Source organism: Providencia rettgeri (genome assembly GCF_041075285.1).
Classification (GTDB): Bacteria; Pseudomonadota; Gammaproteobacteria; order Enterobacterales; family Enterobacteriaceae; genus Providencia; species Providencia rettgeri_G.
This window is the reverse complement of sequence record NZ_CP163512.1, coordinates 3,755,256-3,782,020: the sequence shown is the minus strand read 5'-3', so window position 1 is coordinate 3,782,020 and position 26,765 is coordinate 3,755,256. Positions and strand designations below refer to the sequence as shown.

Below are 26,765 nucleotides of genomic sequence, written 5' to 3'. Positions count from 1 at the left end.
CTTTGGTTTATCTCTATTAATTAGATGGTTTTAATTACGTTAACTTTCACCGTTTCTGAAACCTCATTAAAGGACAGCACTTCCAATTCAGGGAAACGGCCTTCTAAGATTTTTTTCACAAAACGACGAATATCCACAGGAACCAACACATTCACGTCCCTTACAGATAAATAACTGTTTTCTAATGCTAATTCCGCAGCTTGGATCAACTGATTACTGGTCTCTGGCTCAAGATGTAAATACACTCCCCCCGAGGATTGGCGAATACCTTGACGAATAGTGTCTTCGATAGCTGAATTAATCATCAATACATTTAAGCGACCTTCCACTGCAAATCTTGCTGAAATATAACGTGCCATGCCGCTACGAATATGCTCAACCAACATCAGACTATCTTTTTCTTTGGGCACCCACTGCACTAAGGTTTCAATAATTAGTTTCATATTGCGTACCGAGATTTTTTCCATTAGTAAACGTTGGAAAACTTCTGTCACTTTTTGCACCGTCGCGTGGCGATAACATTCTTTCAGTAATTCAGGGTATTTTCTGTCAAGATCATCCAGTAAATTTTTAGTTTCTTGAATACCGAAAAATTCATTAATATGTCGCAGCATTAAGGTACTGACACAATCAATAACTTCAGCAATATCATCGCGAACATATAACCCTAACTGCTCGATATTTTCTTTATCTGACTCGGAAAGCCAAAGACTTGTTGCACCATATTCATCGGTATATTGCGTTAGTTCAATTCCAAGGTGGCCTAACTCTTCAGTCTGGGTTAATAAACGATAACCGTGAAAATAAATATCATACTCACCCGCTTTGACCTCATTAATTAACACAATAATTTTATTCTCTGGGACAATAGGGGAGTAGTTAATCGCTATATCTGGAATACGATATCCATAGCGAATAAACACATCCTTTTTCATTCGAGCTAAAAAATTATTTTCTTCTAAATGCAGCTTATAATTTTGATTGACTGAAATAATAATCGGTAACGTTTCGGGGATATACTCTTCTTCAATCTGTTGATTCGCCCGCTGAGTTTCCCCTTCCATCACATCAGGATGAATACTTTCAGTTTCTTGCTGCTTTTCATTGATTTTTTTCTTACGCCCTTTTAGAAAGCGTATCGCAAATAATCCAAACAACAATGCAGAAAGGAAGAGAAAAATCGTCGTTGGAAAACCGGGTAAGAACCCCATAAAAAGGATAATCAGTGCCGTAATTAATATTGTAAAGTCATGTGCAAATAGCTCAGAAACAATATTCTCACCAAGGTTCTTATCATTCCCCCCAACTCGAGTCACAATAAAACCGGCGCTAATAGAAATCAGCAGCGCAGGAATTTGTGCAACTAATCCATCACCAATTGTAAGTAAGGAAAAAGTATTTAATGCTGTAGAGACATCCATACCTTGCTGAGCAGTACCAACAGAAATACCACCAATCAAATTGACAAAGATAATGACAATACCCGCAATGGCATCCCCTTTGATAAACTTCATCGCACCATCAAATGAACCAAATAACTGACTCTCTTTTTCCAGATCAGCACGCTTCTCTTTAACAGTCGCTTCATCAATCACCCCGGCACGTAAATCAGCATCAATACTCATTTGTTTACCCGGCATGGCATCAAGAGAAAATCGAGCTGCGACTTCTGCAATACGCTCAGAGCCCTTTGTAATAACAATAAATTGCACAATCGTCACAATGGCAAACACCACCATTCCGACGACAAGGTTATCTTGAATAACAAATTCGCCAAACGTCGCAATAATGTCCCCAGCATCCGCTTCTAATAAAATGAGGCGACTGGTACTAATTGATAATGCTAATCTAAATAAGGTACTGATTAATAAAATAGAGGGAAATGATTGAAAGTTCAGTACTCGAGTAATATAAAACGAGCTCATAAAAATCAGTACTGAAATCATAATATTTAGGCCAATTAACAAATCGACCAAAATTGTTGGCAATGGAATAATTAACATAGCAATTACCATTACCATGATAATTAATACCATTAACTCTGGTCGTTGGCGGATCTGTAATAAAAATCCAGTTATATTTTTCATGGAACTATTTATTTCCTATCTCTATTTATTTTCTAATATTTTCTTGTGCCACGATGTCACTCATATGAAATTTTAAAAATTCCAATAACTCATCCCTTGCTTCTAAAGAAGGAAAAACCGCAGTAGGAATAATTGAAAATGCCAATAATAATAATTGTATAAATCTCCCTCGCATTTCCGTATGCATTGTTCGCAGTTCTTTATTCACAAAATCGATAAGCTTCTCTTCAAAATTCACCTGTCCACGCAGTCCACTGATAAATATTTGGCTAAGGCCTTTTTCTAATGGCTGTTTATTGATATCTAATTGATAGCGAAATAATGCTGACATCAGGAATTTCTGACTAAAGGTAAAATCGAGAGATTGCAATTCCCGTAATCGCCCGACTCGAATAAAAAAATTACCAAACTCACTAATATTCACATCCCCGAGAGGTAGGGCTTGCAAATCACATGCTAATGCACGAGCTAAATAACGCATCATATTTTCGCGCTCTTGCAGTGCCATCTCTTCAACCCATTGTTCATACAGGTAAATGACAGGGCCGTCATAACTGATAAATTCACGATAAATCGAACGTAAATTACCGGCACTTTGCTTCAATTTCTGCGCAAATGCTTTAGCTAATAAGGCAACATTTGCCCCCGCTTGCGCACTACGTGCATTTTCTTCACTCAGTAATTGCGCATGAAGCGTATCAAGATGTGCTATCTGCTCTTTTTTTAATCTTCCTCGGTGAATTAATGTCGCTAATGCCATTAATAAATCACTGGGATCAGGAAAGAACTGTAATAAAAGCGCTCGTAATTGCTTTGGGCTCAGTAATTGCTTATTAAGCACCCCTTCAATCCGCGTGACTTTTTCATCCGCATGATTATCTAAAATACGTTCTGCAAAACGCATCCACTCTTCTTCAGGGTCTTTTCGCGAATTGCCCCGACGAATATGACTTGCCGCCAACATCGCCATTGAGGCATATTCACTGCTGCTATCAATGACGCCTTGCCCACGAGTTACCTCTTCGCTGTCATCGGTATTGGCTTTTGTTGAGGCTCGGCTTTTATCTTGCACTCCCAACGAAAAACGGTTGCCATAGCTCAGAGGCGTTATTGCCATGAGTCACTCATATATTGTTTAAGAAATTGCACCGTGCCATGCAACTGGCTATCACGCTGAGTAATACGTGTTTTTTCGGAAAACTGACGCCCATCCCAAGCCTCATTTTCATCCAATAAACGAGGTTGTATCAGAAATAATCGCACCATTTTTTGTTGGTTAACTGACGAGCTGCTGAATAAGCCCCCAACAAAAGGAATATCACCAAGACCAGGAATTTTACTTTCATTTTCAATATATTGTTCGCGAGTATAACCCCCGATAAGTAAACTGCTATCCTTCGCAATACGGGCAACAGTATTAATACTGGTTCGGTTAATAGAGGGGAGCCCTTCAACGCTAGACGCTTTGCCATCACTACCATGACTTTGTGCGCCATCCTCAATGTTCACTTCCATTTCAACCTGATGACCTGCTGAAATTCGTGGCATCACACTGATCATGGTTCCGTAAGTCACTTGTTCTAATGTAGCAATACGCTCACCTTGTAACTTGGCATAGAAGCTGGTGTTGTTATCGAATAAAGCCGGAATATTTTCTTGGGTTAGCAAAACCGGGCGCGATACGATATGCCCATTTCCTTTTTTACTTAATGCATCAATTTGTAATAAAAAATCTTGGCTGTTAGATAATGTACTGCGATTAAATGCAACTGCCCCTCGACCTGTTTTAAATGTTCCAACCTCCCAGTTAACACCCAAGTTATCTAACTCTGAACGTGTTATATCAATTATCCATAATGATAATTCGACTTGGCGACGGCGAACGTCTAGGGTTCTAACGAGTTGCTTAACATAACGAATTTGCTCTTCGCTACCTTTAACAATCAAGCTATTACTATCTGGATGAGCCACAAGTGATAATGCATTTTTCCCTGATGAACGGTTCACTATCACTTTCTTTTGTGGGAGTTCACTTTCACCAATTGGTGCATCCATCAATTCATCAATCGAATCACCTGTTGTATTCAGTTTGGCTGGTTGAATATTGACGACCTCTTCAACCGTATTTCCGCTATCTTTAAATAAAGTACTAATCACCGTTAACATACCAGGTACAGTAATACTTTGACCTCGTAATGAATAACTGCGATCCGTCACCGACGCGTGCTTTAATGAAATAACCGCCACTTCACTGCTGACTTGCTCTTCTTGTTGAGTTTGTTTGTCTAAATAAAGAGCCGCCGCTTTAATTAATTCCACATATAAAGGTGGGCCCGAAACAAACAATAAACTGTCTGCGCCTTGAGCACGAACGGGGAAACGTTCATCATAAATGCCATTGCGTTGAATATAATTGAGTATTTGGCCGCTACTAACATTGTGCATTGGGATAATTGCACTACGCATTTCGCTATTATCATAAACATAAATACTCGCACCATCGTCATACCACACCAACGCAATGCGACGTGTTAACGCCTTGAACATTTCATCGGCATTAGCGAGATTAAAATTACCAGTGACTTTTTTCTGCGCGGCTAATTTACTTAAAATAATCGGTTTATTTAGCTGTTCAGCAACAACTTCAAACACTTTACCAACGGCAATGTTATTCGCAACAAATGTATCATGGTTCTTTTCTTGTGCTACAGGCTGTGCAATAAAGACTTCAGACTGAGCCGAATAAGTGTAGGTACTCAGTAAAAGGAGTGTAAATAACATCACTCCCTTTCTCTTACTGCTCATATAAATTTGCTCCAAGATGTCTTATTTCTGAAGGGGTTAACCCCAACTCTTTTTTAAGATCATTGGTAAAATGTGAGGCTGAACAATAACCCGCTTCTAACCCAACATCTAAAATTGAACTTTCACTCTCAATTAACTGTAAAATTGCGTTCGCCATGCGGACACTCATAATTTTACGTTTTGCTGTTTTATTAAAGTTTTCTCGGTAAAGTTGTCTAAAATACGATGCTGATACGCCATAACGTGCACAAAGTTGATTGATATTTGCATTTTTATCACTCTGTGCGGCTTCCAGAATAAAACGCATCATTCCGTAAGCTTCATATTTACGTAAAACATTACACCAACAGTTAAATCGTGGGTGCATTTTAATTACCAAATCAATAACAACATTTCTAATTGATACATTGGTAGAAAGCTCTTCATCCAATGAAATAAACTCTTGTGTTACCGGTTCATTTGGACTATAGGTCTCTTTCTTCGAAAGAAACGACTGCCCCATAGCAGTATCAATAACGGCAAGAATTTCAATTAACTCTGACAATGCCATTGAGTGAATAGACCAATATGGATTTTCATCACACGGCAACACTTCATCATTAGCAATAAATATAGATTGTTTATCGAATGAAATATTTAAATTTGAATATGGCGATTTATAAAAAAAAGTCGCCGCTTTATCGTTTGGTACTGCCAAAACTAATTTGTCCTGCAAAGAAAAACAGAGATTTCCATTTTCTAACAGCGCAGCAATATCTTTCTTTTCCATTATAAATAAACCCTATCTATTGATTTTTCAAAAGCAGATTGAAAGATACACACACAAAACACAAAGGAATAAAAAAGACTATTTCATACTTTAATGAGAAAACTTGTAGTCATAATGAATAAGATAAATTCAGCTGACTGCTATTTTTTTATTCTGTTAAATAAGCTTAAATTATTTTTACAGAGATTATATGCGTGAAAGATATCCATAATAAGACTTATGTTATGAAGATCATGAATGGTGAAATGCGTGATCAAGAAATACTGATTAAACTCAATGCCAACTTAGTTGTGATTGGCGAAGAGAAAACCTATACAGCAAATGTGACAGAAGAAGGCTTTACAGGTTACTCAATACCGAGTGATCAAGAGGCTTTCACTTTTTCAATTATTTCCCATGATGGTCAAATTGCAGTTGATCTTCATGCAAAAAACCGTAGTGAAATCATTCCAATTAAATTACAACAACTTGTTTTAAAAGAGCTATTTCCATTTTCTCTCAAAGAAATTGATACACCTTGGGAGCCATCATTAATCGCTGAAAATAAGCGACATCAGCCTATTAAAGCAGAAAAGACCTCTAATAAATTTAATAAATCGCCACACAACAATAAAATCTTCGCTGCTCTATCATTATTCGCTCTTATTTTTGTTGGCTATCTCTGTTTTCCTAAAAATTCTCAATTACAAAAAGATGTACAACTGCAAGCTATCGAAAATATCCTTATCGGAAGCACTCAAAAAGCGATTGTAACCAAGGATAATAAAAATAAAGTGCTTATCTTAGTTCAATCTCAACGGGACTATGATTGGAGTATGCAGCAGTTGTTAAAAACAAAGTTTCGCAATAGCTTTTCTATTAAAGTAAAAAATCAGCTAGAGGTTGAAATAGAAAATAAAATTTCAGATGAAATCCCAGACTTATTAAAAATTGATATCAGTAACCCTTGTTCCCCCGTCATAAAATCACTATCAAATCAATATATAGACAAAAAAAATGATTTTATTGAAAAGTTATTATCTAGCTACTTTAGCTGCTACACGAATTACACCTCACAGGTTACCAACATTGATGAATTAATAAAAAAATCCAAACTAGGATTAACAGAAAGCAATGTAAAATGGCATAAAATCACTGAGAATAATAAAACAGTATTTATTATTAAAGATAGCTTGAATGATAAACAAACTATCTCTGCAATTACTTTTGCAAATTCATTTTATCAACAATGGGGAGAAAGACAAATTCGCTTCTCTATCTCATTAGCAAATAATGAATTAGCTGGAAAATCTTTTATCACAAACACTGATGGTTATATTTTATTAGGGAATAACCATTGGACATTTAATTTAAAATCACTTTAATTGTAATCAAAGAGGAAGTTATTATGGCAGCATCAGGAATAGCATCAGGAATAGGAAGTGTAACAGATAACAATGGGAAAGTTACGAGCACGGGTGAATGGGACGGCTCAAGTTTCGAAACCGCGGGTACCCAAGATAGTAAATGGGGAATGATGTACCGAGCTTCAGCAGGTCTTAGTCAGCGCACTAAAATTATTGCTGATGAATTGAAGGATACACTGAATAACCCAAATGTTGAAGTGGACAACCCCTTAGTCCTCGGTAAAATCACCGCATTAAGCGGTAACTATAATATGGCGCGTCAATTACAAAGTAACGTAATGAAATCCATTAAAGATGCAGCTCAAGCCATTATTCGTAACGTGTAATTTTAATAAAAGCACTGTTGATGCAGTGCTATATTTCTATAGGAAAATTATATGATCACTCCAATATCATTTTCAGCGATCCCTACTATTCAGGATGATACAGCTATTATTAGAGCGCCTACAGGTTCCTTTGAAGACAAAGTAAAACAATTATTTGCTGAATATACCGCAGCTGTTAGTAATGAAAAAGCAAGCTTAATTAATCAGGCAAATAATATTGATGTTAGTAACCCAGCAAAATTACTTGAGATTCAAAACAAAGTGGGTAATTACAATTTAGCGATGAGTATGATAAGTACGCTAACCCATAAAAGTGTTTCAGCCATTGATACTGTATTAAAAGCCCAATAAACCATGAATATTTTAAAAAAATTATTGTTAATTGGGTTTATTGGCTTATTAATGGGATGTGATAACCAATTATTACTCAGTAACTTAAGCCAAAGACAAAGCAATGAGGTCCTCGCCATATTGCAGGCTCATGGCGTCGACGCAATCCGTAAACATGATAATAAAAATGGGGATACTATTCGTGTTTCAAGTGATAATTTTGTCATTGCTGTGGATTTACTCCAAAAATATAACCTCCCCTCAAAGGATCCAGTTGAGATTATTCAAGCTTTTCCTGGCGACTCGCTAGTCGCATCCCCACAGGCTGAGCGTACCCGTTTATTATCGTTAATAGAGCAACGTTTAGAACAGTCACTATTATCGATTCCTGATGTCGTGAACGCGAGGGTGCATGTTAGCTATCCATTAAATGGGAATGGTACGGTAAAACCGATACAAAAAGTCTCCAGCCTAGTGACTTATTCAGGGAATGAAGATCCGAAAATGATGATGAATAAAATTAAACTGTTTTTAAATAGCAGCTTTGCTGAAACGACTTATGATAATGTTTCAGTGGTGATTGTTAATCGACCGCCATTACAGTATCAAATTAAGTCCGAGTCGCAAAATTTAATCAGCCCACTCAATCTTGGTCTTATTGTAAGTATGATTATTTTATTACTTGGCACATTCGGTTTCCTTTGGAAACAGCAAACAAATAAAAAAGTGACCACAATGGCCATTGAGAATCATTCTGATGCTGACATTAAATAACTTACTGATTAATCAAGGTGATATTATCCTCGCACCTGGTGATTATTTTCACCCTGAGTTTAGTCGCGAGGATTATCATCTATTACCCCCACTATTACAGGGAAAACATAATCAGTATCTAATTAAGCGATATCAACTACCTTTGCCAAAGGGCCAGACGTTATTGTTGCCTAAGCTGCTTTTACAACATTGGAAGCAACTACCTACCATTGCTGTTCATTTAGGCGCGCTGCTACAAATGGGCCCACAACCGTGGTCAGAGAAATTTGCTAATCGTAAAACCCTAGAGCAATACTTTAATCAGCCACTAAATTCCCATGAAATATTAGGTTGCAATAAACCAGAAACATTAATTGTATTAGGTGCAGCACAAGTTTTATCCTACTTAGCGCCCTTTGGTTATTTATATACTGAACGCGCTAAGTATATGTTTAGTCAGGATATTCAAAAGCTTATTACCACTCACACTAAGGCAATGTTGCCTTGGAATATTATTGAAGAAACATGCCATTATGTCAGTAGAAATAGAGACAATAAAACCCGTATCCGCGGTTAGAGAAACCGTACTCGAAAACGTGTTAATTAGAAAACGTGTTCTAAATGCATCCAAATATGAAAAAAAGGTTATTCAATTTGCTCAAAAAAGAGCCAATGATTATTACCAGCAAGCAATAATAGAAAAAGAAACTATCCAACAAATTGCTTACCAGCATGGTTATAACGACGGAATCAAGCAATTATTAACCGATTTTATTGAGGGATTGAATAAAAGTGAGATAACCTTTCAAAAGCAGGTTAACCAAAGCGAAGCCAAGCTGGAAAAATTACTTGTGGATCTGTTTAGCGATATCAGACTAAAACAAATTATTGCTCACTATTTTCTTCATCAGCAGGAAAACGCCAACAATATTCAGTTGCATATTCCTGTAGAAATACAACCTCTACTAGATAAGCAATATTCTAAAGTAAAAATTCAAACTCATTCAAATTGCGATACCATCGCGTTAGAGGCTGATAACGAAATTTGTTATTTCTCACCATCAGTTGCGGCAAAAAACTCCTTACCGCAGATTTTATCTATTTCAAGCCGCTGCCAAGTATTGGCGCAACATAAAGCGTCTTACCAACAATTTATCGAATTGCTTAATACCACTAGAGGTGAACATGGATCTCCCGATAAATAGCCTAAATACTTCGACACCACGATTAACAGCGGATTCCTCTTCTTCAATGCAAGCCACTTTTCAGCAAAAAATGGCAGCTAGATCCGCACCTATTTCATCTTTAAGTGATAAAAAGATTGATAATATTCCGTTCTCACCCGAAGAAAAACTGAAAATTGATAATTTTATCAATCGATTAGAACAAAAAAATAGTGATAAAGAATTGTTTACCTATGTATTTAACACCTTCGTCCACTTAGGTAAAAATGAAAAAGAAAACTTTATCGCCGGTGCATCATTTGCATTAAAAAATCACCATAGTGAAGGAACGCCTTCACTCGCTGAACGCTTCAATAATGCATTGAAACGCTATATGTCTATTAGTTTGATGAATGGACCTATTGCAGAACAATTAAATCGTAATATTAACCAAATAAAGCTTGAAGTTGACGATGACAGCGATGAACTCGACCTAATTTGAGTTTAGAACACTCCCATCATTTATCATATGATAATGTGGGAGTTATTTCTGCCGAATATTAATAAAATTCTTTTAGTTTATTGATAAAAATCCATCTTGCCTTTCTATTTATATCGAAAAATAAAAAATACAAATATATTTTTGATATATGTATCAACAAAAATTGTTTTAAATTTACCCCATTGTTAAATACGGCTTTAATATAAAAAAACGACTTAATTTTTTATTTTATGATGTAGCATCTTTTTTTTATATTGAAGCATATATTGTCGGAAGTTAGGATAGATATAGTTTATGACTAACTTATCACTTATGGGAAAATTTATGAGTAGTATCGACTATAATGACATGGAACCAATGGTTCTATTATCAGAGCAGGTAGTTTACGACCCACTAAAAAGAACGTTATCGCGCGGTAAGAAGTCAATTAACCTCACAGAAAATGAATCTTGCTTATTAAAGCTTTTATTAATAAAAACAAGCAATAAACGGGAGATCATGTATGAAATCTGGGAAAAAAGAGGCACTATCGTGACGGAAAGTAGCTATTACAAGCTAGTCAGGCAACTTCGTCAGTCCTTTAAAAAAGTTGAATTGGATGAAAACTTAATAATGACATTACCAAGAATTGGCATTTTATACACTGGTGAAAAATCAGAGATGCCTGTATTGTCAAGATATCAACAACGCCCGAAGCTGTATTGTTATATTAAATGCTTTTTTCAAAAAGTTTTTATTCGTTCATTTTAATCATAACTCGCTATAAAAGAAGAACAGTCATGTTATTATTCAATATATTTAAAAATTTATTTAAGCCTTTTTTTACATTATTAACTGTTAATTTATTATTCGGATGTAGTTATTTTTCTAAACATATCCAAAATAGTCATCAATACAGACTACAGGGGGAAATTCACTCACAAACTTATATTCCTGAAAAATCAGACATCACTTTATCAATTAGCTCAATGGATACACCAAATTCAATGGCTAATAATCATTACAATTTCCATTTTCAAACGAAAGAAAATAGTCGTCATGTTTCTTTTGCAATAAATTTACCACATACAATAGCCAATACCCCGCAAACATTAGGTGTTAGCGTGAGAGTTGAAAAAGAGAATAAATTGGTCATGATGAGTCACAAATTCATCTCAATTCCAAAGAATTTATCGGAAAAAATGTCCATTCCTATTACCTCCCTACAATAAGTCTAATTCTTGAATAGCGTATTGAGTCGTTACTAACAATTTTAATAAATTATATAAAAATAATATCATCAACATCATGACAGATTAATTTAATTGATGTTTAGCGCCGAAAATGGCGCTAAATACGTTACTTGTTCATGTACTGCCCACATCATTACCATTAATATGCAATCTACTCACTTTCATCTATTTTATCCCCAAATATGAACGGATAATCTTTTATAGAACTTTCTAGTGCGCGTTTCGCTAAACTTTCAAGTGAATGAAACAATTGCTCAGTTTGCTGTTCAGATAAATCAGCGGCCAAGTAATCATTCCATTTATCTAATTTATCATTCAATTCACTGACAATCGTATGCCCAAGTGAGGTTAGTGATATGTGGTAAGCCCGTTTGTCTATTTGGCTATTGGTTTTCTCTATCCAACCCTTTTCAAGGAATTTCCCAACACCTCGCGTGGTGACCGATTTATCTACCACCATCGCTGTCGAGATTTGCTCTAAAGTGGAAGCATCATATTGATGAATATGCAAAATCATCAAACATTCAATCGCATTAAGTCCATAAGGCTCCCCCATCCATCTCATATAATGGTGAGCCGCCCGGCTAATTACGCCAAAAACTCGGGCTTGTTCTGTACGCATAACACCTCATTAGTTGATTTTATCAACTAAACAGTCAATAATAAGAATACATTTGATTGATTTTATCAACTAATAACTTATTGAACACCTCGAAGTTACCTATATTCTATGCCACAAAAAAACACGTTACTGTACCGCTTAGGGTTTAATAAAGCGCGCTTTCGTTTTGCCTTTATAACCGCTTGTGCCTCTATCGCTGCTCTTTTTATTGCTCAATATTTAGCATTAGTTCACCCACAATGGGCCGCGATGACCGTTTGGGCATCCGCACAACCTTGGCGAGAAAACTTACTCGAAAAAAGTTGGTGGCGTTTTGCCGGAACGGTGAGTGGTGTATTAGCGGGTGTGATATTAATTCAATTGCATCTCATCAACCCTTTATTGTTTATCGTGGGGTTAGCCATATGGTTAGGGGCATGTAGCGGCATAGGCCAACTGCAAAAAGGCTTCGTGGCCTATGGCACCTTTTTGGCGGGTTACTCTGCGGTCATGGTCAGCATGCTCAGTATCCACAGTACTGATAACTTATTTATGGTGGCTTGGGATAGATTATGGACAATCCTTGTCGGGGTGTTTTCGGCGGTAGTGTTCAATTTTTTGTTTACGCCAAAGCGTGAACAAGAAACGGTTATTGCACTTAGAGAACAGATTAATAATCAATTTTACCCCATATTACATGCGGCATTAGAACGGAAAAATCATGTCAATCAGCAGGATATCAACGCGCTTTGGCAAAAAATGGCCAGCTACGAAGATTTGCTAGAAGCCAACCGAATCGGCTGGCATCACCATCGCAAAGCGGTTGCTAAAGCGCGCCAAACATTAATTTCACAGAGCCAAATCCTACTACATATCGATAAATATAGTGCGATTGCTCCCTTTTATTTTCCCGATCAGGAACCAACAACAAGGCAATGGAAGCACCTGTTATCTCTTTGTCCAAGTGGCACTCTCAAAACGTTATTGATCCCGCTTTATTATGCAACTCAAGGTAAATCAATCAAACGAGTGAACAAAATTGATAAACTAAAACTTCATCAGGATAAAATTTCCGCTTGGCATGCCTTTACTCGCTCGTTTATCACCATTGGAGCCATAGGCCTTTTATGGCTATGGACGCAATGGCAATCTTTAGCCTATCTGACCCTTGGTCTTTCGGTGATGCTCGCTTTATTTGCCTCATTAGATAACCCGGCAAGATTTATGAAAAATATCTTCACTGGACAGTTTTTTGGCGCGATTACCGCATTAGTTTGTACTTGGTTTTTATGGCCGTTAGCATCTTCATCATGGCAGATGACCTTTCTTATTGTTCCCGTGATTATTAGCGGTGTGGTGGTTTTTTCCCATAATAAGCTTATTTTGATTGCTTTCGATTACATTATGGTTTCATTGATCTTACTCCAACCCAGCTACCCATACGCCCTGCCTCTGTGGCAAAGCATCGGAAATGCTATCGCTATTGTTTCAGGGCCATTAGTGGCAATGGCAGCTTTCGCTTGGATTTTTCCTACCAGCCCTAAAAAACGTTATCAGCAATTGATTTACCTTGCTGAACAACAGTTTAAACAAGGTATTAGTGTATTAATGCAAGGCAATAAACCGTCTACAACACAATTTATGCATCGCCTATTTAGTGGATTATTACTCGCCCGTAAGGATAAGTTACCTTATGAACCAACACTGGAATTCTTTGCAAATCGACATGGAATTTGGCTAAACCTGTTTATTTTGCATAAACAATTTACCCATCAAGTATCGAAAAAAAGAGCGCTTAAGGTGCTTGAAAAGCGAATTCAACAAAACCGATTGGAACCAACAAAAGTTGCTGCGATTTTTCGGTTTTTACGGCGCAATGAAGCCAGGCAACGGGAACTTCTACAACTAGAAAACCATTTAAAAACGGTTAAGTAAAGACGTACTCAACATCAATAACAGTGTTCGACAAAGATTATCACTGCGAGCTCTTTCGTAGTGATAATTTTCTTACCATCGTTCTTCCGATTCTAAACTCAAAAATACAACATCAAATACCCCCTCATTCAGCTCATTCTCTGTACATGAAAAAACCAGCTGAGTTGGTGGCGTAAACCCTGTTTTTGCATCCGCCCCTTTTGAACCAAAAACAAATGCGAGTAACGCTGTAAATGGTACTGAGTTCACGGCCAAATCATCGAGAATAAACCGTACCTTTTTGACCTCTTCTTCATTCTCAAATGAACCGGTAGCGTATATATATATAACACTCTGATCTTTAACTGGATTTGCAACATTGGGTAATAGGAAATCAACTGTTTTGGCAGTAAAACGATATTGTTTAGACATAAATAATTCTCACCTTTATTCACGAGAGTAAAAATAGAACGCTTATTTTGAAGCGTTTTACCTATGTATAAACAAAAAAATGCCAAATGAAAAACGTATCAATTAATACAACCTAAAAAAATATAGTGAGTTATAACCTATTATTTTTTATCAAAAAAAGAGCTACCGATTTAGGTAGCTCAGAGTGCTGACAAACATAAAATGTATGGCGGCAGGTTGGATAGGTTTAGAGTTATCTTTGACAGTCGTTACTGATAATGTTGCTTAATTTCTTGCGAAATAATTAAGCCTCGTTTCGCTTCTTTTTCTGCTATCTCAACCGATAAACCAATATAAGAACGTGGATCAAGCATGGCTTTAATTTCATCATCACTAAAAGCGGCTGAAATCACACTGTTTTTGGTTAAGTTGGTATAGAAATCCTCCCCATCTGCCGCCGTTTTAATCGCTTCTTCGTATAACAGTTCGTGGGCTTTATCTTTTCCTAGCTTTTCTGCCATTTTCATCATGACATATTCAGTATTATCTAACCCTTTGTTTCTCAATACGTTATGAAGCATTCTATCTTCATGGGGAACGATAGTCCTTGAAAGCTCTTCGGTTCTTAATAGAATTTCTGTCGTTAACTCTAACGCTTCTTCAATTAAGCCATCGAATAACATATAAGAACTACTGTCACCTTCATAAGGACGTACAGCAGAGTACATACCTACACTTGGCAGAGAATACAGCTTCTGTGAATTAGCAATAATACCTTTCGCTAATTTTGGGTTAATTTTGTGTGGCATAGTACTACTCCCCACCGTCCCTTTAGTAAACCCTTCAGACACCTCAGCAATTTCTTCCAGTGTAGTGCTATAAACTTCTTCACCAATTTTATGGCAGATATTTGCCATCAGCGCCAAGTTCGCCATGTACTCCAATTTATGGGTACTGAGGTTTCTTGATGGGACTTCCATCGCATGCATACCCGTCAGTTCAGCGACTCTCTTTTGTACTTGTAAACCAATACCGGGCATAGAGTTAAACGCACCAACCGCGCCGCCCATCATGATGGTAAATACGCGTTTTTCACACTCTCTCATGCGCTGATAGCAATCAATAAAATCACTGATCCACACAGACACTTTGTAACCGTAAGTAATCGGGATCGCATGACGACCATGTGTGCGACCCGGCATTACCATATGTTTGGTTTTTTCTGCTAATCCCGATAAGTTTTCAATGATTTCGCCGAGCAACAACATAAATTTGTTGTGCACCGTTTTCATCATATACAGTTGAGAACTCTGCTGTATATTCTGCGTGGTAATACCATAATGGATATATTTGCCACTCTCTTCTGAACATGCATTAACTAATACTTTTAGAAAAGGCACGAATCCATGACCGATTTTTTGATAAATACGGCTCATTTCTTCGAAATCAATATTTTCAATAACGGCCTTTTCTTTAATTTCATCAGCTGCGGATTGAGGAATAAACCCTTGTTCCGCTTGTGCTTGAGCTAACATAGATTCAAACATTAACCAAGTGGAGTATTTCGCTTCATCAGATAAAAGCGCTTTAATACCTCGGTCATCAATTGTTTTACTTTTAGAATCGTATAATGCTCTCATTTCGTGTCCCTTCTTTATTTCTTCATTGCTTCATCAACAGCATTGCGAACGAATTCAACCTTCGGTCCATAGACGACATGGACATGGTTTGCCGATGGAAAGAAGAATGCGGTACATCCTGATTCCAACATTAAATCTTTATCAATTTGATTCACTTCGCCAACATCAATACGCATACGAGTAATACAGTTATCTACGTTACGAATATTTTGTTTGCCACCTAACGCTTGGATTAAAATTTCTGCAACTTCCCCATAACGTTTTTCTTTAATTAAGGTATTTTTCAGATTGCTAGATTCTTCACGACCCGGTGTTTTGATATCAAATTTAATAATCGCCCAGTAGAAAATAAAGTAAGTGACGACGGCTAAGCAGCTACCAATAATGACTAAGAATATCCAGTTAGTGTGCTCATATAACAATCCGAATATCGTGAAGTCGAATACGGTTCCTCGAATATAGCCGATAGCAACGCCAGCGAAAGACAATAATACCGCACCGATACCCACAATAATGGCGTAAATTAAATACAGCAGCGGCGCAATAAATACGAAGGTAAACTCCAGCGGCTCTGTCACGTTACCCAACATGGCGGTAAGCACCATCGTTACCAGCATGGATTTCACTTCTGCACGGTTTTCTTTCTTCGATGTTCTATAAATTGCCAGTGCAATTGCAGGGAACAAGAACAGCGTAACCAGCATTTGTTGCTGAGCCATAAAGCGAGTCAAACTTGGCATCATCGCCCAATATTCGCTATTAGGGCCTTGTTTGAATAACACTTCAGTTAATGCAGGTACAACCCCTACAAAGGTTTGTCCATCAATAACATAGGTACCACCTGCTTCTGTGAATCGAAATAATACGTTCCAAACGTGGTGCAACCCGAATGGAATGAATAATCGCTCACCACCGGCAGTAAAGAATGGTCCAACAGGGCTCAAGAACACCGCCGATAGCTTCATCAAACCTTGAACTAAAACTTCCCAGATAAACGGTAGTAATGCACCGACCATGATCATTAAACCAATCATGATTATGGACACCGATTTTTTTCCTGAGAAGAAGGCAAATGCGGTAGGAAGCTCAAGGTTGTAGAATTTATCAGTCGCCCACGAGGCGATTAAACCCGTGATGATCCCCCCTGCTGCACTGATATTCAGAGTTTGTATTCCAAGAACTTTGATCTGCCCCACTTGGCTCATAATCGCCGGATCAGCGAGTTTTCCTGTGAGTACCAACCAAATATTCATGGTGATAATCAAGGATAAATAACCCACTACCGAGGCAAAGACAGCAATCCCTTTATCTCTTTGACTCATCCCATAAGCCACCCCCATCGCAAACAGCAATGGGATATTATCGAAAATCACCCCTGCAATAGAACGAATGCTAACTAATAGTGCGTTAACCGTTTCATTTCCGAGGAAAGGAAAGCGTGCAATCATATACGTTTGCACTAGCGCACCGCTGATACCCAATATCATACCGATAGGTGCAAGCACACCAATCGGAAGGAGTAATGTTCTCCCAAAGCGTTGGATAGATTCACCAAACTTTCTTCTGGCCATACTTTTTCCTTATGACTTCTATTATTAGAATTAAAGGCATACTAGCTTGGGGGTTTTATAAAAGAAATGATGTCTCGGTTTTAAAAATTATCTTAGGTCATAAATTATGACCTAAGTCATTTTGCAACTGAGTTATTAACAAATATTAACAAAAACAGGCGGTGATATACGATGGATAGATTAAGAGAATTGCTTAAAGTAAGTTTTCTAACTCATTGATAAGTAGATCAACTAAGATAAAAAAACCGATGCGAGACTTAGTATCATCCCTTTTAGTATCATAATTATCTGCAAAGCAAAACAGCGTGTTATCAGTGTAACTGGTTAATTCATTCGTATTAAACGCCGTCATACTAATAATATTTGCCCCTTTTAATTGGACAATTTTAGCTGTTTCAATAATTTTTTTTGTTCCACCGGAAAGTGAAATAAATATCACCGTGTCATCTTTGTTGACTAACCGAGTGAAAGAATCAGACAAGTTGTAATCATTAATAAAAAAGCAGTGCAGACCAAGTGCGAAGAGTAAATGCTCAAGGTAGTAACCCACCGCTTTGCTAGTTCCTCTTGCGACGATAAAAATATTGCGCGATTTATGTAGGATATTTGCACAATCATTGATTTGGTCTTCATTAATCAGCGTAAAGCTTTTATTAATATTTTTCTCTAGTTGTTTTTTGTAGGAAGCTGGAGTGAGTTTTTCGGTTTTGTTCTTGGATAAAATATAATTATTGATTTGAAATTTTAGCTCTTTAAAGCCACTAAAGCCTAATTTTTGCGATAAGTTAATAATAACCGTTTTTGAAACATACGTTTTTTCCACTAACTCATTGATATTTAAGTATGGAATATCAGCAATGTTATCGTTCAGGTATTTTAATACTTTCTTTTCACTGATCGTTAAATTATCGTAATTTTTTAAAAATTCCAACATATCCCACCTGACCAATTTTGCCGAAAAATCCCATTACACTGCTGGGGCCAATAACATGGTTAATATTAATAATTATGAAATAGCACAAACAATCAACATAATGATTATACGCCAAATAGCTTCTTTATGTAGTAGTTCATTGCATTGCGTTCGGACATAACACTCAGATCGGTCTTGAATGATTGAAAGATGGAAATTCACCATGAATGGGTTGCCTTTAACACTTTATTCTTGGTTTTTCTTATCAATTAACAAAGGACAGCTGATACACGCCAGTCGATGATTTTTTTCAAGATCTGAGCCAGTAAAGCGGCCCTTTACGGTTCGCCGCTCTTAGCGCTAACGCAACATCACTTCTTCATAAGTCGATTTATCTCAAAGCGCGAAATAAACTTCAGAAAAATCAATTTCTCTTTCAATAAGCTGTGCTTTTTGCTTTCTTATACCTTTAATACAACTATAGAGTATAAAAAACCACCATAATTAATCACGCCAATTTAAGTATTATCAGGTGTATGTCTGATATATTATATTTTGTTTTTTTGAAAATTAATTATTTTTAGTTAGTTTATTGCTGGTATATAGCGAAATGTAACGAGGTATAAATGAGATCATAATGACTAAACGAAAATTTATTACACGCACCGAAGTTAATGCCTTATTAAAAGCAACACAGCAAGGTCGTTATCCTAACCGTGACTATTGTTTGTTGCTAATGAGCTTTCTACATGGTCTAAGAGTTAGTGAACTTACTCATATCACAATGCAGGATATCGATTTAGTACAGAAAGTGATCTATATCAGGCGATTAAAAGGAGGGTTATCCACTGTTCAACCAATAATCCCAGAAGAATTTATAGCAATCAAAAAATGGCTAATTGAAAGAGATAATTGGAAAACTTCCGACTCAACTTGCTTATTTATCTCGCAAAAAGGAAGCCAAATCTCTCGTTACCAAATCTACCGTTTATTTGAACAATACGGCAAGATAGCTGGACTTCCAGTTAAGCTTCACCCCCACATGCTAAGACATGCATGTGGGTATGCATTAGCTGACCTCGGTAGAGATACTCGATTAATTCAAGACTATTTAGGCCATCGAAATATCGCCCATACTGTAATTTATACCGCAAGTAACGAAAAGCGCTTCAGCGGTATTTGGTCTAATCAAGAGGCAATTTAATGACTTACATCAACATAAAACTAAAGTTCAATATTATAAAATGAATTAAACACCAGAATACCTCAGCTATTTAGCCAATTGGCTATATAAAACTGGGGTATTCTTATAAAGGTTGATGTCATTATTGCTTTCCCTTCTAAATAGAGTATTCAATACGCTATTTTTCAAATTCCAAAATATGAGCAGTTAATAATTTTATTTATTCCTCTTTAACCAATTATCATATTTTAAATACTCAAAATACGAGTACCAAAACAACCATGTAAAATTAACAATCTAGCATCAATATTCCTACATCAATATCACAAAACCACTCGAATTTGGAGCGTCATATAAAGACACATAATATGCTCCTTAATGAGGTATAAATTATATTTAGATTTTAATATCGAAAACAGATTATAAATGGAAGAAATAAAACATAAATAGAAATGTAATATAGGTAATTTAGATAATAATAAAAACAATAATGAATATTTTATTGAATATCAATAAAATGGAAAAAATATCATCTAAAATCAAATGGCAACGCAACATAATAAATCAAAATGTTTAAAATGCCTAATAAGTATAATTCTGAGACTAATCAAAATCAAACAGCATAAAATGCTGTTACAGTAATGCATTTTAGCAATAACTAGCAATTAATGTAAAAATTTGTTATCTACAACAGAAGGTTACCATCCACGATATTTTTATTAAGAAAAATAGCCAGTCAAATAATCTAAATGATATATAAAAAAATATAAATTAAAGTTTTTAATCCTGATAATCCCAATATATAAAACGATTTTGCTAAAATCAATTTAACGCAACATTTTGATTTATTTTGTTGCGTTTATTGTACATAAAACAATCAAGCGTTCGCGTTGTAAGCTAGTCTAACGGTGTAACCAAATTACATAAAGTTTTGTTGGTGAGATATGAAAAATAATAATTTAAATACCAGTATAGATAACTTTCAGAAAATACTAACTGAACAAATTGGTTTGGAATTATCCCATCTTAGAAAAGAAAAAGGGCTAAGTGGAAAAAAGCTAGCTAAAAAATTAAAAATATCACAACAACAAATCTCTCGATATGAGAGAGGAATATGCAGTATTAACTGTGGGATGCTGTTTTCAATCTTATTCTATCTAGATACTAACCCTCGTACGTTTTTCGAAAGTATAACATTGAAAATAAATGAAGAACATCCTGATGCTAATGTATTCATTCATAACAATGAAAATCTCATCGATGAACAAGATAACTATCATTATATTTTTAATCGACAAAATGAAATTATATTAAATTCTTTATACAGCAAATAGTTATTTAAAAAATATAAATTTTTAACTATGCCCACTTAATTGTTGGGTAATCATCACGTTGTTATATATAAATGAGGTTCAAATGAAAAAAGTATTTTTAGCAGCACTTATTTCTGCCGCTATCGCATCTCCAGCACTCGCTGATCAAGGGCATGGTAAAGTAACATTTAAAGGTGAAATCATTGATGCACCTTGCTCAATTAGCTCTGACTCTATTGACCAAACAGTCTGGTTGGGGCAAATCGCTAACTCTATTTTAGCAAACGGTGGAACTTCTAACGCTAAACAATTCAACATTGAGCTAGAAGACTGCGTGTTCCCTAAAGATGCAAATGACAAGGTTTATAACGACAAAGTCAACATCACATTCTCTGGCTCTAGTGCTGCGTTCAATCCTAAATTATTAGGTGTAACTGGCTTAGATGCAACTGATCCAACTATCGCTGGTAACGTTGGTATTCAATTAACTGATACAAACGGCACAGCATTAGATATGGGTGTTGCAACAGCTCAAGAGCATCAATTGCAAGCAGGTGACAATACATTACGTTATAGCGCTTATGTTCAAGGTGCAAACGTTGCTGTTGATAAAATCCCATTAGGTAAATTCGAAGGTGTAACTAACTTTACCTTAACTTATAACTAATTGATTAGTTTAAGAGGAATACTTACGTATTCCTCTTATTAATCGCCTAATTAAGTCAGAGGTTAAAGTGAAAGGATTTCTCTATTCGCTAAGAAAAATATCTTCTCTATTTCTTCTAACATTATTTCTTTCGCCAACGCTGGATGCCTCACCTCATGGATGGGGAAAAGTCACAATGAACGGTGAAATAGTCGATACCGCTTGTGCAATAGATATCGGGTCAAGGGATCAGACCATTAATATGGGGGTGCTTCCAACAAGCTATATTCGTGAAGTTGGGAAAGGCCCCATAAAAGAATTCAATATTAAACTCGTTGATTGCCGTTGGGAAAAATATTCAAAAGATAATAACGAATGGAATTCACTCGAAGTCACTTTTGATGGCCCATCAGAAGGTAATTTTTTTACACTCTCAGGTGAAGCAAAGGGAGTGCAATTGGCATTGCATGATATATCAGGATATTCCATTACCCCAGGTAAGCCACTGCCTGCATTAGGAATTACACCTGGCACAATGATGCTGAAATATCAAATGCAACTAGTCACTAATTATCACCCTATTAAATCGGGTAATTACCAAACCTTATTAAGGTTCAAGGTCGATTATTATTAATTTTCAAATTTATATTGGTGTTTTAGGGATGTTTTTATGTTTTTTAAACAGCACAAGATAAATATAATAACGACAACAATAATGATCAGTTTTGGGGCATTATCTGCCCAGTTATATGCTGCCGATAGCATACAATTTAATACGGCATTATTTGATTTGGAAGACAAAAAAAACATCGATATTAAGCAATTTTCACGTGCTGGTTATATTATGCCAGGCACTTACCCTCTAAAAATACAATTAAATAAAGAAACTCTACCTGAGCAACGATTTTCATTTTACCCACCAAAGAATGATCCTGAAGCCAGTCTTGTGTGTATTACTCAAGAACAAGTTCAGCAGTTAGGGCTAACGGCGAATGCATTGAAGAAAATTACTTGGTGGCATAATAATGAGTGCCTTGATGTACTGAGTTTACCCGGTTTTCAAGCCAGAGGAGACTTGTCTGATTCAACATTATACCTGAGTATTCCTCAAGCCTATCTTGAATATAGAACGGCTAACTGGGATCCGCCTTCTCTTTGGGATGAAGGGATTTCTGGAGCTATTTTAGATTACAACATTAATGTAAGAGCCAATAAACCACATGATAATAATAGCAACTATAATGTAACGGCAAATGGTGTTGCGGGTGTAAATTTTGGTGAATGGCGCTTCAGAGGGGACTGGCAGGGGCGTGCTCAACGAGAAACGAGTTCAAATAGTAACAACGAGCATGATTTCCAATGGAGTCGACTTTACGCCTATAAAGCTTTAACCAGTATTAAAGCTAAATTGACCTTGGGTGAAGACTATTTCAACACTGATTTATTCGATAGTTTTCGATTTACAGGGGTTAGTTTACGCTCTGATATCTTAATGCTGCCGCCAAATTTACGTGGATATGCACCTGAAATAACGGGTGTTGCAACGACTAATGCGACAGTAATTATTAGCCAGCAAGGGCGAATTATTTACCAAGAACAAGTCGCTGCGGGGCCTTTTCGTATTCAAAATTTAAGTGATGCCACAACAGGTAAATTAGATGTTCGCATCGAAGAACAAGATGGTTCGGTTCAAGAATACCAAGTCGAAACCGCTAATATTCCTTACCTCACTCGGCCAGGCAGTGTTCGATATAAATTAGCTATGGGTCGCCCAACGGATATGGAGCACCATGTTAATGGAGATACATTCGCAAGTGGTGAAATGTCATGGGGTGTCACCAATGGTTGGTCATTGCTCGCGGGTTCATTAAATAGCCAAGACTATAATGCATTCAATATGGGTGTAGGACGAGACTTATTAGCACTTGGTGCCTTGTCTTTCGATATTACACATTCTATTGCCAATATTCCTAATGATAAAAAACTCACAGGTAGTTCTTATCGAATAAACTATTCGAAACGCTTTGATGACTATGATAGCCAAGTCCAATTTGCCGGTTACCGCTTCTCAGAACGCAGTTTTATGACAGTTACTGATTTTTTAACTGCTAAAGACTCCGGCGAACGCCAAGGTAGTAACAAAGAAATGTATGTGATTTCTCTAAATAAAAATTTTAGAGAATCAAGAGTCACTGCTTATTTAAACTATTCACACCAAACTTATTGGGATAAGCCAGAAAACAATCGCTACAACTTAATGGTGACCAAAAACCTTGATTGGGGAAGTCTGAAAAATATTAACATTTCGTTATCGGCTTATCGCAATAAATATAACGAAACAAACGATGACGGTCTTTATATCTCGGCATCAATGCCTTGGGGAAATAGTGCCAACATCGGTTATTCATTGCAAGCAACGCGAGATGATACCGTCAATCGAGCTACCTATTATGACAAACTATCGGATAGAACCAATTATCAAATCAGTGCAGGTTCTACCAATAAAGGCGGAACCGCAAGCACCTATATCACCCATTATGGCGATAATACCAAGTTAACTGCAAATGCCAGCTATATTCACAACAATTACACATCATTTGGAGTAGGCGCTCAAGGTGGATTCACCGTGACCTTAAATGGTGCAGATGCTCACCGAGTATCAAATATTGGTGGAACTCGTTTGCTAATCGACACCGATGGTGTGGCTAAAATCCCCGTATCAGACCGAGGGATCCCTATTGCATCAAATGCATTCGGTAAAGTGGTTGTCCCTGATCTAAATAGCTACTACCGCAGCAAAGTTAAAGTCGACTTAAACGCATTGCCGAATAATGCAGAGGTCACTGATTCTATTGTTCAAGCAACATTAACAGAGGGCGCAATTGGCTACCGTAAATTTAACGTGTTATCGGGTGAAAAAATGATGCTTTCAATGCGCATGTCTGACGGTTCTGCACCACCATTTGGTGCTCAGATTACCAATTTGAAAGGAAAAGAAACGGGAATAGTAACTGACAACGGATATGCATACGTCAGTGGTATCAACCCAAATGAATCCATGATTATTTATTGGGGTGGCGAAGCTCAATGTGAAATTCATTTCCCAGAGAATTTAGACACTATTAACCAAGGTTTATTCATTCCTTGTAAACCATTATCAAATAAACGTAATAAAACAGATGATAATCTGTAGATGAGTGATTGCTATGAAAAAATTAACTAATTTATATATCAGTACTATTTTATTAAGCAGTTTAGTTAGCGGAAGTGCTTTCTCAGCAATTGCTTTAGATAGAACTCGCGTTATTTTTAATGGCGATCAAAAAAGCGTTTCAGTTACTATAACCAATAAAAATAACCAACTACCTTATTTAGCCCAAGGTTGGATAGAAAATATTCAAGGGATAAAAGTTACCTCACCTTTTGCCGTATTACCGCCGGTACAAAGAGTTGAACCCGAAAAATCGAGCCAAGTTCGCATTGAAGCGCTTCCGGAAATAAGCCAATTACCTCAAGATAGAGAAAGTGTTTATTACTTTAACTTAAGAGAAATTCCACCGAAAAGTGATAAACCGAATGTTTTGCAATTAGCGTTACAAAGCAAAATTAAATTATTTTATCGCCCTAAAAGCATTATGCTAAGTGAAACTGAAATGTTAAATAATCCTTGGCAAGAAAAAACACTGCTTATTAAACAAGGTGATCAATATATTATTAAAAACCCAACACCTTTTTACATCACCATTATTGGCGCCGCTGAGCGTATAAACTCGCCTGTAAATCAGCATTTTAAAGCTGTTATGGTCGCTCCATTTAGTGAGGAGAATTTAGGTGTGTCTAGCACCACTGTCGGTGCAAGCCCTGTACTGACCTATATCAATGATTATGGTGGTCGCCCAAAATTGCAATTTAAATGCCAAGCCAATACATGTCAGGTTATTCCTGAAAATAAATAGAGAGGAAAAGATGATTAATCAAAAAAGTCTTCCCTTACTTCTCGGGTTATCTCTTATATTACCTTCGTTTGTGATATATGCGGCATCCACGAATGCTTTTTATAACACCACAGGAAACTGGGATGTCGAAGGTGCAAATGGAAAAATTTTTGTTTATGGCTCCTTAACCGAAAGCGCGTGTCATTTATCGATGGATTCTGCATTTCAATCTGTTGATTTGGGAAATGTTGGAACTGCGTCATTAAAAGCAGTTGGAGCCCAAGGGAATAAAACCCCTATTAATATTGAATTACTTGATTGTATCGAAACACCAACCGCCCTAAGAAATGATAAATCTGGCAATGTCACATGGAGTACATCCCAGCCGGGAATGAAAATTCGCTTCATTGCCCCTGTGGCTCCTTTTCGTCCTAACATTGCTACTGTAGAAGGCATTACCGGACTAGGGTTACAAATCACTACCCCAAAAGGGAAAGAAATCGACTTTGGTGAATACAGTGAACCACAACTTATTTCGTATGGACAAAATATCCTAACTTATTATGTCGCCCCTGTCAGGATTGCCGAAAAATTACAGGCAGGCGCATACCGAAGCGTTATTTCTTTTCAAATAACCTATGAATAAGCTAACTCAATTTGCTGATGTAGCATTGCAGGTATTTATATGAATAAATTAAATTTCAATTTTTATAAATTTAAAAAAATAATACTCTCCATGCTATTAAGTTTGTTATTTTTTTCGTTACCAAGTCATGCAAAAAATGGTCAAATCGGTGAAATTAAAATACGAGGGTTACTTGTCGCTGAAGCTTGTACGGTAAGACCTGGTGATGAAAATATTATTGTAGACTTTGGTACTATTGTTAATAAGTACCTCTATATCAATCAAAAAACACCATTAGAAAATTTCAATATTCATCTAGATGACTGTGATAACAGTATTTTTAAGACCGTAACCGTTAAATTTACAGGGGTTGAAAATACCAATTTACCCGGGCTACTTGCTTTAGATTCTGGCAGCATGGCTTCAGGTATAGGAATTGAAATTTTAGAATATAACGGTAAAAAAATTCCCATTAATAGTATTACACCCGCATACAATTTAGAAAATGGTACGAATATATTAAGTTTTAATGCGAATGTGCAAGGAGAGCCCGATGCAATAAAGAATAAAAGTATTGCGTTTGGCCATTTTACTGCAACCGCTATTTTTAGTTTAATTTATGATTAAGGTATCAGTAACA

Annotated in this window: 27 protein-coding genes; 18 read left to right on the top strand and 9 right to left on the bottom strand. The window is 36.5% G+C overall.

The annotated features are described in order from the left end of the window. Positions 1–20 precede the first annotated feature (20 nt). Genes AB6N04_RS17400 through AB6N04_RS17385 form a run of 4 tightly spaced genes read right to left on the bottom strand, consistent with a single transcriptional unit; the run spans position 21 to position 5,661 of the window. Positions 21–2,087, bottom strand: a complete 2,067-nt coding sequence (locus AB6N04_RS17400; RefSeq protein WP_369309477.1) for an EscV/YscV/HrcV family type III secretion system export apparatus protein — start codon at positions 2,085–2,087, stop codon at positions 21–23. Positions 2,088–2,112: 25 nt separating this feature from the next. Beyond that, positions 2,113–3,204: a type III secretion system gatekeeper subunit SctW gene (sctW, locus tag AB6N04_RS17395; RefSeq protein ID WP_369309475.1), complete on the bottom strand. Its 1,092-nt coding sequence runs from the start codon at positions 3,202–3,204 to the stop codon at positions 2,113–2,115. Next, positions 3,195–4,892 (bottom strand): type III secretion system outer membrane ring subunit SctC, encoded by a 1,698-nt coding sequence (sctC, locus tag AB6N04_RS17390; protein WP_369309474.1) that lies wholly within the window; start codon positions 4,890–4,892, stop codon positions 3,195–3,197. Before sctC ends, sctW begins: the two co-directional genes overlap by 10 nt. After that, positions 4,882–5,661, bottom strand: coding sequence for an AraC family transcriptional regulator (locus AB6N04_RS17385; RefSeq protein ID WP_369309473.1), 780 nt, complete (start codon positions 5,659–5,661; stop codon positions 4,882–4,884). The genes sctC and AB6N04_RS17385 overlap by 11 nt, the downstream gene beginning before the upstream one ends. 224 nt (positions 5,662–5,885) lie before the next feature. Between AB6N04_RS17385 and AB6N04_RS17380 the strand changes: the two genes are divergently transcribed. From AB6N04_RS17380 to AB6N04_RS17340, 9 genes are all read left to right on the top strand, one after another. Then, entirely contained in the window at positions 5,886–7,025 is a 1,140-nt protein-coding gene (locus AB6N04_RS17380; protein WP_369309472.1) for a PrgH/EprH family type III secretion apparatus protein, read from the top strand. Positions 7,026–7,048: 23 nt separating this feature from the next. Further along, entirely contained in the window at positions 7,049–7,393 is a 345-nt protein-coding gene (locus AB6N04_RS17375; RefSeq protein WP_369309471.1) for an EscF/YscF/HrpA family type III secretion system needle major subunit, read from the top strand. Between the two features lie 51 nt (positions 7,394–7,444). Then, a complete protein-coding gene (gene sctI, locus AB6N04_RS17370) occupies positions 7,445–7,744 on the top strand; it encodes a type III secretion system inner rod subunit SctI (RefSeq protein WP_369309469.1) in 300 nt (99 codons plus the stop codon). A gap of 3 nt (positions 7,745–7,747) precedes the next feature. Further along, on the top strand, positions 7,748–8,497 hold the full coding sequence (gene sctJ, locus AB6N04_RS17365; RefSeq protein WP_369309468.1) for a type III secretion system inner membrane ring lipoprotein SctJ: 750 nt from the start codon (positions 7,748–7,750) through the stop codon (positions 8,495–8,497). Then, the gene (locus tag AB6N04_RS17360; RefSeq protein WP_369309467.1) at positions 8,481–9,053 is read left to right on the top strand and encodes a hypothetical protein; all 573 of its coding nucleotides are present in this window, start codon (positions 8,481–8,483) and stop codon (positions 9,051–9,053) included. Before sctJ ends, AB6N04_RS17360 begins: the two co-directional genes overlap by 17 nt. After that, a complete protein-coding gene (locus AB6N04_RS17355; RefSeq protein WP_369309466.1) occupies positions 9,010–9,681 on the top strand; it encodes a hypothetical protein in 672 nt (223 codons plus the stop codon). Before AB6N04_RS17360 ends, AB6N04_RS17355 begins: the two co-directional genes overlap by 44 nt. Further along, the gene (locus AB6N04_RS17350) at positions 9,662–10,141 is read left to right on the top strand and encodes a hypothetical protein (protein ID WP_369309465.1); all 480 of its coding nucleotides are present in this window, start codon (positions 9,662–9,664) and stop codon (positions 10,139–10,141) included. Before AB6N04_RS17355 ends, AB6N04_RS17350 begins: the two co-directional genes overlap by 20 nt. A gap of 324 nt (positions 10,142–10,465) precedes the next feature. Further along, a complete protein-coding gene (locus AB6N04_RS17345) occupies positions 10,466–10,891 on the top strand; it encodes a transcriptional regulator (protein WP_369309464.1) in 426 nt (141 codons plus the stop codon). A gap of 29 nt (positions 10,892–10,920) precedes the next feature. Continuing rightward, positions 10,921–11,352 (top strand): hypothetical protein, encoded by a 432-nt coding sequence (locus AB6N04_RS17340; protein ID WP_369309463.1) that lies wholly within the window; start codon positions 10,921–10,923, stop codon positions 11,350–11,352. A gap of 172 nt (positions 11,353–11,524) precedes the next feature. On the opposite strand, the gene AB6N04_RS17335 is transcribed toward AB6N04_RS17340, so the two are convergent. Further along, a complete protein-coding gene (locus AB6N04_RS17335) occupies positions 11,525–11,995 on the bottom strand; it encodes a MarR family winged helix-turn-helix transcriptional regulator (RefSeq protein WP_369309462.1) in 471 nt (156 codons plus the stop codon). Positions 11,996–12,103: 108 nt separating this feature from the next. Here AB6N04_RS17335 and AB6N04_RS17330 point away from each other — a divergent pair, with 108 nt between their 5' ends. Further along, the gene (locus tag AB6N04_RS17330; protein WP_369309461.1) at positions 12,104–13,909 is read left to right on the top strand and encodes an FUSC family protein; all 1,806 of its coding nucleotides are present in this window, start codon (positions 12,104–12,106) and stop codon (positions 13,907–13,909) included. Between the two features lie 72 nt (positions 13,910–13,981). Here the strand turns inward: AB6N04_RS17330 and AB6N04_RS17325 are convergent, their stop codons facing one another. The 4 genes from AB6N04_RS17325 to AB6N04_RS17310 all read right to left on the bottom strand — a co-directional run bounded on the left by AB6N04_RS17325 (position 13,982) and on the right by AB6N04_RS17310 (position 18,444). Further along, positions 13,982–14,320, bottom strand: a complete 339-nt coding sequence (locus AB6N04_RS17325; RefSeq protein WP_369309460.1) for a hypothetical protein — start codon at positions 14,318–14,320, stop codon at positions 13,982–13,984. A 248-nt stretch (positions 14,321–14,568) separates the two neighbouring features. Further along, the gene (locus AB6N04_RS17320; protein ID WP_369309459.1) at positions 14,569–15,939 is read right to left on the bottom strand and encodes an adenylosuccinate lyase family protein; all 1,371 of its coding nucleotides are present in this window, start codon (positions 15,937–15,939) and stop codon (positions 14,569–14,571) included. Between the two features lie 14 nt (positions 15,940–15,953). Continuing rightward, complete coding sequence (locus AB6N04_RS17315) at positions 15,954–17,510, bottom strand: PTS transporter subunit EIIC (RefSeq protein WP_369309458.1); 1,557 nt, start codon at positions 17,508–17,510, stop codon at positions 15,954–15,956. A gap of 193 nt (positions 17,511–17,703) precedes the next feature. Next, positions 17,704–18,444 (bottom strand): MurR/RpiR family transcriptional regulator, encoded by a 741-nt coding sequence (locus tag AB6N04_RS17310; protein ID WP_369309457.1) that lies wholly within the window; start codon positions 18,442–18,444, stop codon positions 17,704–17,706. A gap of 616 nt (positions 18,445–19,060) precedes the next feature. On the opposite strand from AB6N04_RS17310, the gene AB6N04_RS17305 reads away from it, so the two are divergent. The 8 genes from AB6N04_RS17305 to AB6N04_RS17270 all read left to right on the top strand — a co-directional run bounded on the left by AB6N04_RS17305 (position 19,061) and on the right by AB6N04_RS17270 (position 26,752). Then, a complete protein-coding gene (locus AB6N04_RS17305; protein WP_369309456.1) occupies positions 19,061–19,627 on the top strand; it encodes a tyrosine-type DNA invertase in 567 nt (188 codons plus the stop codon). Between the two features lie 923 nt (positions 19,628–20,550). Next, positions 20,551–20,940 carry a helix-turn-helix domain-containing protein gene (locus AB6N04_RS17300; RefSeq protein ID WP_369309455.1) on the top strand — a complete coding sequence of 130 codons (390 nt, stop codon included), beginning with the start codon at positions 20,551–20,553 and terminating at the stop codon, positions 20,938–20,940. An 82-nt stretch (positions 20,941–21,022) separates the two neighbouring features. Next, the gene (locus AB6N04_RS17295; protein ID WP_369309454.1) at positions 21,023–21,586 is read left to right on the top strand and encodes a fimbrial protein; all 564 of its coding nucleotides are present in this window, start codon (positions 21,023–21,025) and stop codon (positions 21,584–21,586) included. 175 nt (positions 21,587–21,761) lie between these two features. Next, on the top strand, positions 21,762–22,199 hold the full coding sequence (locus AB6N04_RS17290; protein WP_369309453.1) for a fimbrial protein: 438 nt from the start codon (positions 21,762–21,764) through the stop codon (positions 22,197–22,199). A 36-nt stretch (positions 22,200–22,235) separates the two neighbouring features. After that, positions 22,236–24,758 (top strand): outer membrane usher protein, encoded by a 2,523-nt coding sequence (locus tag AB6N04_RS17285; RefSeq protein WP_369309452.1) that lies wholly within the window; start codon positions 22,236–22,238, stop codon positions 24,756–24,758. Positions 24,759–24,771: 13 nt separating this feature from the next. Next, positions 24,772–25,521 carry a fimbria/pilus periplasmic chaperone gene (locus AB6N04_RS17280; RefSeq protein WP_369309451.1) on the top strand — a complete coding sequence of 250 codons (750 nt, stop codon included), beginning with the start codon at positions 24,772–24,774 and terminating at the stop codon, positions 25,519–25,521. Between the two features lie 10 nt (positions 25,522–25,531). Then, positions 25,532–26,146 carry a fimbrial protein gene (locus tag AB6N04_RS17275; RefSeq protein WP_369309450.1) on the top strand — a complete coding sequence of 205 codons (615 nt, stop codon included), beginning with the start codon at positions 25,532–25,534 and terminating at the stop codon, positions 26,144–26,146. Between the two features lie 39 nt (positions 26,147–26,185). Continuing rightward, complete coding sequence (locus tag AB6N04_RS17270; protein WP_369309449.1) at positions 26,186–26,752, top strand: fimbrial protein; 567 nt, start codon at positions 26,186–26,188, stop codon at positions 26,750–26,752. The last annotated feature ends 13 nt before the right edge of the window (positions 26,753–26,765 follow it).